At 70.7% G+C, this 10,092-nt stretch carries 7 protein-coding genes; 2 read left to right on the top strand and 5 right to left on the bottom strand.

What is annotated here, in order from left to right:
- The 3 genes from trpD to HY68_RS33455 all read right to left on the bottom strand — a co-directional run.
- Positions 1-899: anthranilate phosphoribosyltransferase (gene trpD / locus HY68_RS33465; RefSeq protein ID WP_041998996.1), on the bottom strand; the 899-nt coding region annotated here is incomplete at its 3' end.
- A complete protein-coding gene (locus tag HY68_RS33460; protein ID WP_041998993.1) occupies positions 892-1,491 on the bottom strand; it encodes an aminodeoxychorismate/anthranilate synthase component II in 600 nt (199 codons plus the stop codon). The genes HY68_RS33460 and trpD, both read right to left, overlap by 8 nt.
- Entirely contained in the window at positions 1,488-2,984 is a 1,497-nt protein-coding gene (locus HY68_RS33455) for a chorismate-binding protein (RefSeq protein WP_052457418.1), read from the bottom strand. Before HY68_RS33455 ends, HY68_RS33460 begins: the two co-directional genes overlap by 4 nt.
- A 333-nt stretch (positions 2,985-3,317) precedes the next feature.
- Here HY68_RS33455 and HY68_RS33450 point away from each other — a divergent pair, with 333 nt between their 5' ends.
- Together HY68_RS33450 and HY68_RS33445 are read left to right on the top strand one after the other, a co-directional pair.
- A complete protein-coding gene (locus tag HY68_RS33450) occupies positions 3,318-5,753 on the top strand; it encodes an HAD-IC family P-type ATPase (RefSeq protein WP_041998989.1) in 2,436 nt (811 codons plus the stop codon).
- Between the two features lie 622 nt (positions 5,754-6,375).
- Positions 6,376-8,367, top strand: a complete 1,992-nt coding sequence (locus HY68_RS33445; RefSeq protein ID WP_347560676.1) for a BTAD domain-containing putative transcriptional regulator — start codon at positions 6,376-6,378, stop codon at positions 8,365-8,367.
- Between the two features lie 225 nt (positions 8,368-8,592).
- Here the strand turns inward: HY68_RS33445 and HY68_RS33440 are convergent, their stop codons facing one another.
- Positions 8,593-8,808, bottom strand: a complete 216-nt coding sequence (locus HY68_RS33440; RefSeq protein WP_041998986.1) for an MbtH family protein — start codon at positions 8,806-8,808, stop codon at positions 8,593-8,595.
- 166 nt (positions 8,809-8,974) lie between these two features.
- The coding region (locus tag HY68_RS33435; protein WP_078864066.1) for a lipase at positions 8,975-10,092 on the bottom strand (1,118 nt) is incomplete at its 5' end.

Genomic DNA, 10,092 nt, shown 5'->3' with positions numbered 1-10,092 from the left:
GTGCCGGCGGCCCGCAGGGCGGCGGCCGTGTTGAGCAGGACGACGTCGCGCGCGGGGCCCGGCTCGCCGGCCAGCACGCCCCGGATGACGGCCGCGTTGGCCGTGCGGTCGCCTCCGGTGAGGTCGGCGGGCCGGGCCGGCCGCAGGCCGAGCGCTGCGGGGTCGAAGCGGTAGTGGGTGCGTTTGCCGTCGTGCAGCTCGGCCACGTACGCCGGTGCGCCGGTGCTCAGTTCGTCCATGCCGTCCTCGCTGTGGAACACCAGGGCGCGGGTGACGCCGAGGCGGCCGAGGACTTCCGTCATCGGCTCGACGAGGCCGGCGTCGGGCACCCCCAGGGTGCGCAGCCGGGCACCCGACGGGTTGCACAGCGGTCCGAGCAGATTGAAGACCGTGCGGGTGCCCAGTTCACGGCGGGGTGCGGCGGTGTGCCGGAAGGCCGGGTGGAAGACGGGGGCGAACAGGAACGTGATGCCGGCCTCTTCGAGGCAGGCGGCCGCCTTGTCGGGGCCGAGGTCGATGCGGACCCCGAGTTCCTCCAGCACGTCGGCGCTGCCGCAGGCGGAGGAGGCGCTGCGGTTGCCGTGCTTGGCGACCCGTACGCCGCACGCAGCGGCCACGATCGCGGCGGCGGTGGAGATGTTGAAGGTGTTGAGGCCGTCGCCCCCGGTGCCGCAGGTGTCGAGCACGTCCCCTTCGAGCCGTACCGGAGTGGCGAACTCCTGGGCGGCGGTGGCCATCCCGGTCAGTTCGCCGACGGTCTCGCCCCGTACGGTCAAGGCCAGGGCGAGCCCGGCGATCTGTGCCGGGGTGGCCTCTCCGCGCATGATCACCCGCATCGCCTCGGCGGCCTCGGTCTCGGTGAGGGGCCGTCGTGCGGCCGCCCGCAGTAGCTCAATCATCGCTGCTCTCCAGGAAGTTCGCGATCAGCTGCTTTCCCTCGGGGCTGAGGACCGACTCGGGGTGGAACTGCACGCCGTAGGTGGGCCGGTCACGGTGGCTGAGGGCCATGAGTGTGCCGTCCGCGGTGCGGGCCACCGCGCGCAGTTCGTCCGGCAGCGAGTCCTCGGGGACGACGAGCGAGTGGTAGCGGGTGGCCGTGAAGGGGTTCGGCAGGCCGGCGAGTACACCGCTGCCGTCATGGTGCACCTGTGACGTCTTGCCGTGCACGGGCTCCCCGCGCACCACCGATCCGCCGAAGGCGGCTGCGATGCACTGATGGCCGAGACACACACCGAGGATGGGCAGCTGTCCGCCGAGTGCGCGGACCGCTTCGACCGAGACGCCCGCCTCTGCGGGGGTGCACGGCCCCGGCGAGATCAACAGCAGGTCGTACCGGGCGAGTTCGGCGACGGTGACCGCGTCGTTGCGGAACACCGTGGGAGCGCCCCCCATTTCGGCCACGTGGTGCACCAGGTTGTACGTGAACGAGTCGTAGTTGTCGATCACCGCGACGCGGGGGCGCCGGGTGGACGGCACGCCGGTGGTGGTCATCTCCGCGCCTCCCCTTCGGCGCGGCGTACGGCGGTGAGCATCGCCCTGGCCTTGTGCAGGGTCTCGCGGAACTCGGACCTGGCGTCGGAGTCGGCGACGATGCCCGCACCGGACTGGACGTGCACCGTGCCGTCGGCGACGACGATCGTGCGCAGGGCGATGGCGAAGTCGGCCAGGCCGTCGTGGCCGGCGAAGCCGACGGCTCCGCCGTAGACGCCCCGCTGCTCAGGTTCGAGTTCCGCGATGATCTCCATCGCCCGGATCTTCGGGGCACCCGACAGGGTCCCGGCGGGGAAGGTGGACCGCAGGGCGTCCAACACCGTCTTCCCAGGTGCCAGTTGTCCGGAGACGGTGGACGAAAGATGCATCACGTGGGAGAACCGCTCGACGTGCATCAGCTGCTCGACCTGGACGGTGCCCGGTTCGGTGACCCGGCCGAGGTCGTTGCGTCCGAGGTCGACCAGCATCACGTGCTCGGCGCGCTCCTTCTCGTCCGCGAGCAGTTCCCGCTCCAGTTCCGCGTCGGCCGCCGGATCCGGATGGCGCGGCCGGGTCCCTGCCAGCGGCCGGGTCTCCACCCGCCGCCCCTCCGCCTTGACCAGGAGTTCGGGCGATGCGCCGATGACGTGCCGGCCCTCCCCCAGGCTCAGGTGGTACATGTACGGCGAAGGGTTGGTGGCCCGCAGGTGGCGGTACAGGTCGAGCGGAGCGGCGCGCAGCGGTCTGCTCAGCCGCCGGGACAGCACGATCTGGAAGGCGTCGCCGGCCGCGATGTAGGCGCGGGCCCGCTCGACCCGCTCGGCGAACTCCCGCTCCGTCAGGTTCGCCGTCCAGCCCGCCGTGTCGCTCTCCGGGGTTTCGCCGGTGCGGTCCAGTGGGCGGCCGGTGAATCCGGCGGAGGGTGCGGTGGCGCGCAGCCGGCGGCTGAGCTCCCCGAGCCGGGCGACGGCGTCGTCGTACGACTCGTGCGCCGGCCGATGGAGTGTGATCAGCAGGATCCGTCGGGTGGCGTGGTCGAAGACGACCAGGTCCTCGACGGCCAGGAAGGCGGACTCCGGGAGCCCCGGGGACGGCCCGTCCGCCACCGGCAGCGCCTCGAAGTGGCACGCCGACTCGTAGCCGAGATGTCCGACGACCCCGCCGTGGAACGGCGGCAGCCCCGGCACCGGGGCCTCCGAAGCGGCGAGCCGTCGCCGGAGCGCGCTCAGCGGATCACCGTCGGGGAGGTCGAGCAGGACGGGCCGGTGGCCCACGTACGAGTACCGGGCGACCCCGCCCGACACCGGCACGCTCTCCAGCAGGAAGCCCGGCTCGTCCGGGCCGCAGAGCTGTGCGTAGGCGGTGACGGGGCTCATCACGTCGGCCAGGAATTCCTGGTGCAGCGGGACGACGTCGTACGTCCGTCCCAGCTCGGCCGCGGTGGCCCGGTCGGGCAGAGTGGCGCGAGCGGCCTCGGCGGTGACCGCGGCCTCTTCGGTGAGATGAGTGATCATGTCGCCTGCCTCAACGGGGTCGGCAAGAAAGTCCTCCGGGCTGCTCGCAGTGGGCGATGGATACGGCCTCGAACGCACCGGTGCGCACGCTACGAAGGCTTCCTATGCCTTCGCTATCGAGCCCGTATGGGCACGCGACGGGGCTGCCGCGGCCAGGTCCGGCGCCTGCCGGAAGTGCTGGCCGCACCGGTCGGCAACCCTGTCGAAAGTCAGTCGAAGAAACGTCGTTCGTGCCTGGTGAGGCCTCGTGTCCGGGTTTTACCTTCGCCTGGGACAACCCGGCAACGGTGAGCGGACAGCGCGGGTGAGCGACGTATGCGGAGGAGCCCACGGATGAAGAAGCGGCTGGACGAGCCCGGCGGATCCGCCGAGACCTTGGCGTGCGGAGGCGGCGAAGCGCCACCGGAAGTGCCACCGTCCCCCAAGGCCCTGGGACTGACCACGGCCGAGGTCGCCGAACGCGTCGCCAGCGGCCGGGTCAACGACGTCCCTCTCCGGTCGAGCCGCAGCACCGGCGAGATCGTCCGGGCCAACCTCTTCACCCGGATCAACGCGATCATCGGCGTGCTCTTCGTCATCATCGTGGTGGTCGGGCCCGTGCAGGACGCGCTGTTCGGCGGGGTCATCCTCGCCAACACACTGATCGGTATCTTCCAGGAGGTCCGTGCCAAGCGGACGCTCGACCAGCTCGCGATCGTCGGGGAGAGCCGGCCGCGGGTCTGGCGTGACGGGCAGCGGAGCACCGTCAGCGCCTCGGACATCGTCATCGACGACCTCATCGACCTGGGCCAGGGCGACAAGATCGCGGTGGACGGGACGCTCATCGACGCCGACAACCTGGAGGTCGACGAGTCGATGCTCACGGGCGAGGCGGATCCGGTCCACAAGCACGCCGGGGACGCGGTGATGTCGGGCAGCTTCGTGGTGGCCGGGGCCGGTGTCTTCACCGCGACCCGGGTGGGGCGCGAGGCATACGCCGCCCAACTGGCCGAGGAGGCGCGGCGCTTCACGCTCGTCAACTCCGAGCTGCGCAACGGCATCGACCGGATCTTGAAGTTCGTCACCTATGCCATCGTCCCCGCGGGCATCGCTCTGATCATCACCCAGCTGCTCGTCAACGACGACGACCTGCCCGAGGCGGTCCGACGCATGGTGGGCGGGCTGGTGCCGATGGTGCCGGAGGGCCTGGTCCTGCTCACCTCTCTGGCGTTCGCGGTCGGTGTGGTCCGGCTCGGCCGCAAGCAGTGTCTGGTGCAGGAACTTCCCGCGATCGAGGGACTGGCCCGGGTGGACACCGTCTGCCTGGACAAGACGGGAACGCTCACCGAGGCGTCGATGGATGTCGACGAGGTGCTGCCGCTGGCGCCCGACGTGCCCGTCGACGACGTGCTCGGCGCGCTCGGCGCCGCCGACGAGCGTCCCAACGCCAGCCTGCAGGCGATCATCGAGAGGTTCCCCGCTCCGCAGGGCTGGCGGTGCCGGGACACCGCGCCGTTCTCGTCAGCGCGCCGGTGGAGCGGCGCCGCGTTCACCGAGCCGTCGGGCCGGGAGTCGGCCTGGCTCCTGGGCGCGCCCGACACCATGCTCACGGCCGGGCATTCCATGCTCACGGCCGCCGACTCGTACGGCGCCCGCGGGATGCGGGTGTTGCTGCTCGCCCGCAGCTCCCGGCCGCTCGACGAGCTGCTGGCCGACCCCTCGGCGGTGCCTTCCGCGGTGGAACCGTGCGCGCTGGTCGTCATCAAGCAGCGCATCCGGCCCGAGGCTTCGGCCACCCTGCGATACTTCGCCGACCAGGGGGTCGCGGCGAAGGTGATCTCGGGCGACAACGCGGTGTCGGTGGGAGCGGTGGCAGCCGGGCTGCAACTGCCGGGCGCCGAACGGCCGGTGGACGCCAGGTCCCTGCCCGAGGACGCCGAGGCGCTGGCGGACGCCGTCGAGCAGAACTCCGTCTTCGGACGGGTGGGCCCGCAGCAGAAGCGGGACATGGTGGGCGCACTGCAGTCCCGGGGCCACTCCGTGGCGATGACGGGTGACGGCGTCAACGACGTGCTGGCGCTCAAGGACGCCGACATCGGTGTGGGAATGGGGTCCGGGAGCCCCGCGACCCGCGCGGTCGCCCAGATCGTGCTCCTCGACAACAACTTCGCCTCGCTGCCGTCGGTGGTCGCCGAGGGGCGCCGGGTCATCGGCAACATCGAGCGTGTGGCCAACCTCTTCCTCACCAAGACCATTTACTCGGTGCTGATGGCGCTGGTCATCGTGATCGCACAGGCGCCGTACCCGTTCCTGCCCCGCCACGTCACCCTGATCGGTTCGCTGACCATCGGTGTCCCCGCGTTCTTCCTCGCCCTGGCACCCAACAAGGAACGTGCCCGGCCCGACTTCGTCGGCCGGGTGCTGCGCTTCGCCGTGCCGGCCGGCGCGCTGGCGGCAGCCGCGACGTCGGTGGCGTACTTCTTCGCACGGTCCGTGTACGACGACAACCTGGACGCGGAGACCTCCGCGGCGACGCTGGCACTGTTCCTGACCGCCCTGTGGGCGCTGGCCATCATCGCGCGGCCGTACACCTGGTGGCGGGTGCTCCTGGTGGCTGTGATGGGCCTGGCGTTCGCCGTGGTGCTGATCGTCCCGTCGCTGCAGGACTTCTTCCAGCTGAAGCTGGTCGGTGTCGAAGTGCCCTGGACGGCGGCGGCCTGCGCGGTCGTCGCCGGTCTGATTCTCGAAATCGTGTGGGCTCGCAGCCGTCGGCGGCTGTCCGACGGCTGAGCCCACCGGGGCGGTAATCCCCCGGCCGCCCGAAACGAAGGGCCGCCCGGCCTCGTGGCCGGGCGGCCCTTCCACGTGTGCCGGCGGAACGGGCCCCGGAATGTGCCCGGACCGCACGCCCGGACCCGTCGACCGCAATGTTCAGGCCATCCGGCACGTGCGGCGCCCGCTGCCCACTTCTGCCCGGTACTAATCCTGCGCCGCCGTTTCGGAACCGGATCGTCCGGCATGCAATGCCCACCACCAGGAGTTTTATCTTCAAGTGGCCCCGCACCGCTCTATTGTGACGCATCGTGGGGCGATAGATGGCCGCCGAACAGGGTAGGGGAGAAAGCAGCCACCCTGACGAAGGGCAAGTCGACACCTGTCGAAAGTTGAGTGTTGGAACCGGAGGGGGTCCGTATTATTCGACGGAGGGCAGGGGGACCGATGACGAGCCACTTCACACAACTGAGGCCTGCGTGCGAGAGGCCCGCTCGAACCGTCGAGCCGGGCGCACCGTGTCCGTGACACTGGCGGCACACCACAGTTGAGCCGCATCGACAGATCCGGAACCTAGCCCTCCAATTCCCCCCACGATCGCGACGGGAGAGCCCTGTTTGGATTGAACCCACTCCGTGAAATGGCACCGAACAAGCACGAGCACATCTTCACACGGGGGTCTCAAGAAGCCATGGAGTTCCACTCAGAAATAATATCCCAAAGGGACGAGAAAGCAGATCAACAGGAATCGGCGCCGCCCGGGCAGCACACTGCCCCGCAATGCGCCGATGCCATCGCAAAAGAGAACGGCACCGGTCTGGAATTCCGAATACTCGGACCGCTGGACGTACGCATGAAGGGCCGGACACTATCGGTAGGAGGGCCTCGGCAGCGCGCCGTACTTTCGGCCCTGTTGCTGTCGGCCAATCAGGTCGTCTCCTTCGACTCCCTCATAGAGAAAGTCTGGAACGGACGACCACCCAGTACCGCCCGCACCCAGGTCGCGATCTCCATCGCCACACTGCGCAAGGTCTTCCGGGCCGCCGGCTGGGAGCAGGAGACGATCATCACGGCGATCCCGGGCTACATGCTCAGCCTCGCCGACGAGTCACTCGACGCGCGGCGTTTCGAGCGCCTCGTCGAGGAGGCGGCCCGGCTGACGGCGGTGAGCCGTACGGCGGACGCGGCCACGGCGTTGCGGGGTGCCCTGGCCCTGTGGCGTGGACCGGCACTCGGCGGGGTCTACGCGCCGTTCGCCGAGACAGAGGCGGCCCGGCTCGACGAGCAGCGGATGCTCGCCGTCGAGCAGCACATGGCGCTGCGTCTCCAACTCGGGGAGCACCAGGCCGTCCTGGGCGAACTACAGGCACTGGTCGGCGCCTGCCCACTACGGGAGCGGCTGCGGTACTACCTGATGCTCGCCCAGTACCGGTCCGGCCGCCGCGCGGAGGCGCTCAGAACCTTCCGCGACGGAACACGCCATTCCGTAGAAGAAATCGGTCTCGAACTCGGCCTGCAGCTACAGGAGTTGCACAATTCCATCCTGCGTGACGAGGTTCCGCAACCGCCCACTCCGAGTGTTGCCGCCGCACATCCCGGCACACCGGTAACAGTCTCTTCCCCCCTTCCGAAGAGCGATCCGTACTTCATCGGCCGTAGCCGGGAGCAGTGGCTCATGAACGAGGCACTGCTCAGCGAAACATCGCAGAATTCATCCTCCATCGCGTACATCACGGGCAGCCCCGGAATCGGCAAGACCAGTCTCGCGGTCCACTGGGCACACGAGTCGGCGGACGCGTTCCCCGACGGCCGGCTCTTCGCCGACCTCCGGCACGGCGAACCCCTCTACGTGCTGCACCAGTTCCTGCGCCATCTCGACCCCGAGGGCTCGCTCCCCACGGATCTGGCGGAGGCGTCCGAGCTGTACCGCACCGCCCTGAAGGGCAAGCGGATCCTGGTGGTCCTGGACCACACGTCGTCATACCCGCAGGTGCGCCATCTGCTGCCGGAGGACGGCGCCTGCCGGGTGGTGATCACCGGCGCGGTCAACCTGGACGAACTCCTCCAGCACCACAGCGTGCTGCAACTGCGGCTCGGCCCGATGTCCGACGACGAGTCGCGTGAAATGCTCAGCGCCGTCCTGCGGGACTCCCGGACCGAGGAGTTTCCCACTGCCACCAAGCAACTCGGGCTGCTGTGCGGCAGTCTGCCGCTGGCGCTGCGGGCAGCCGGAGCCAGGTTGCTGGCCAAGCAGCACTGGCGCGTCCATGACCTCGTACGGCGTCTGGAGCGGTCCCCCGACCGCCTGGCCGAGCTGAGCATCGGGGAGGACTCACTGCGGGCGCGTCTCGACAACAGCCTGAGTGAGCTGGACGAGAGGGCGGCCTCCGCCTACCGCGAGCTGAGCCGTCTGGGAGACCACGACTTCTGCGCGGCCAGGGCGGCGGAGGTGCTGGACATGGACCAGCTGGACGCCGAGGACCTCATCGAGACCCTGGTGGACGCGCAGCTGCTGGAAGCGGTAGGGCGTGGTGCCTGGGGCGAGATGCGCTACCGCTGGCAGGAGTTGGTGCGGCTGCACGCACTCAGCTCCCGGTCGGCGCAGCCCTGCGGGGCGGGTATCGCCGGGTGAACCGGCCGGCGCGTCCCGCCCGCGCCGCATGACGCTCCGCCCCCCGCACGGCCCGTACGCCCCCTTCAGGGTGTGCGGGCCGTACGCGTTGTGTTCCTTCGGGGCCGCGGCGCACACCGCGGCGGCACAGCACCACAACGCCGCACAGCACCGCCACGCCACACAGCACCTGCCCCGCCGGACGGATCCGGCGGGGCAGGTGCGGGGAGCACACCCTGGACGCGGTCAGACGTCGGCGTTCATCGCCTCGATCAGGCTCTTGGGCCGCATGTCGGTCCAGTTCTTCTCCACGTACTCCAGGCAGGACTCCCGGTCCGACTCGCCGAAGGCGGTCGTCCACCCGGCGGGCACCTCCACGAAGGACGGCCAGAGCGAGTGCTGGCCCTCGTCATTGACCAGCACCAGATAGCGGCCGTCTGCGTCTTCGAACGGATTGGTCACGTCGCATTCCTTCCGGAAACGTCGGGAGCGGTTCGGCGTGGGACCGCGGGGCCGTGCTCCCACCTGTCCAACGTACGGAACCCGCGTTTCTCCCGGATATCGATCCGCTTTTCATGGCCGGTCCCCCGGCCGGCGACAGGCGCGGACGAGTACGCACCCGCCCTGGTCAGCGGCCGTGCCGGCGGATCCGGGGCTCGCCGCGCACGACGGCCTCCAGCAGCGCGGGCGGGCTCCCCCTCAACTCCGCGTCGAGGAAGGCCCCGACCGTCCGGCGGGTGAGCCGCAGTACGTCCTCCCCGGCCGTCGCGTCCTTCGACGCTCCCGGCACGGCGCGTCCCAGCGGTCCGCCGAACACCCCGTAGTCGGTGAAGGAGAGATGCCCACTGCCCGCCACCGAGTACCAGTGGCGCGGGCCGGAGAGCCGCCGCCACACCCGGTCCCACGTCCGGTCCGCGCCCGGCCTGCCGTGCTCTCCTGCGCCCAGAAGCAGAAACGGCCGGTTCACCGGCGTGGTCCCGGCCGTCTGGAACGTACCGTCGAGGTTGGCGCCGGCCGCGAAGCAGGGGTCGGTGCGGACCGCCTCGAACGCGGCGGCGCCGCCCATCGAGTGGCCCACGACGGCGACCCGCGCCGGGTCGAGCGGCGGCAGACCCCGCATGCCCGGCGCGCTGCCTCTCCCCGTACCGGGCGACGTCAACTGCCAGCGTACGTAGGACAGATCGGCGGCCCGGGTGGCGGCCACCAGCGTGCCGTCCGGGGACCGATGGCAGGCGCCGCAGCCGGTCACCCGGCCCTCGGGATAGGTGATCGCAGCGGCTTCGTAGGCGTGGTCGACGGCGGCGACGGCGTAGCCGCGACTGGCCAGATCCTCCGCCAGAGCGGTGCAGGAGGACCGGGGCAGGCCGAAGCCCGGTGACAGCACGACCAGGGGCAGACCGCGGCCCGGTGACCGCAGGGGCGGCGCTGCGCGCTCCGCGTACACGCGTGTGCGGCTGAGCAGGTCCTGGGGGACGTCGTCGATCCGGTACTGGCGCAGGATCATGGCCGACTCCCGGGGGGTGACGTAGCGCGCGCGAGGCGCCGTGGAGAGCCGGGCGGGATACCAGAGGGAGACCATCAGTTCGCGGGCCCTGTCGGGGTTCCAGGGGTCGCGCCGGGAACCGTCGCGCAGTTCCAGGGTCCGCAGCCCCACGGCATGCGGTCCGGTGGGGGCGGGCAGGGCGGGCGGCGCTCCCGCGCGGTGGGGGGCGTCCGGGGGCGGACCTGCGGCGGCTCCGACGGCCA

This window comes from Streptomyces sp. AcH 505 (genome assembly GCF_000818175.1).
Classification (GTDB): Bacteria; Actinomycetota; Actinomycetes; order Streptomycetales; family Streptomycetaceae; genus Streptomyces.
The sequence above is the reverse complement of the archived record's forward strand: the minus strand, read 5'-3'. Positions and strand labels throughout refer to the sequence as shown.

Coding starts and splice junctions, on each gene's coding strand:
- HY68_RS33445 (WP_347560676.1), top strand. CDS start 6,376: ATGGCACCGAACAAGCACGAGCACATCTTCACACGGGGGTCTCAAGAA.
- HY68_RS33455 (WP_052457418.1), bottom strand. CDS start 2,984: ATGATCACTCATCTCACCGAAGAGGCCGCGGTCACCGCCGAGGCCGCT.
- HY68_RS33460 (WP_041998993.1), bottom strand. CDS start 1,491: ATGACCACCACCGGCGTGCCGTCCACCCGGCGCCCCCGCGTCGCGGTG.
- HY68_RS33450 (WP_041998989.1), top strand. CDS start 3,318: ATGAAGAAGCGGCTGGACGAGCCCGGCGGATCCGCCGAGACCTTGGCG.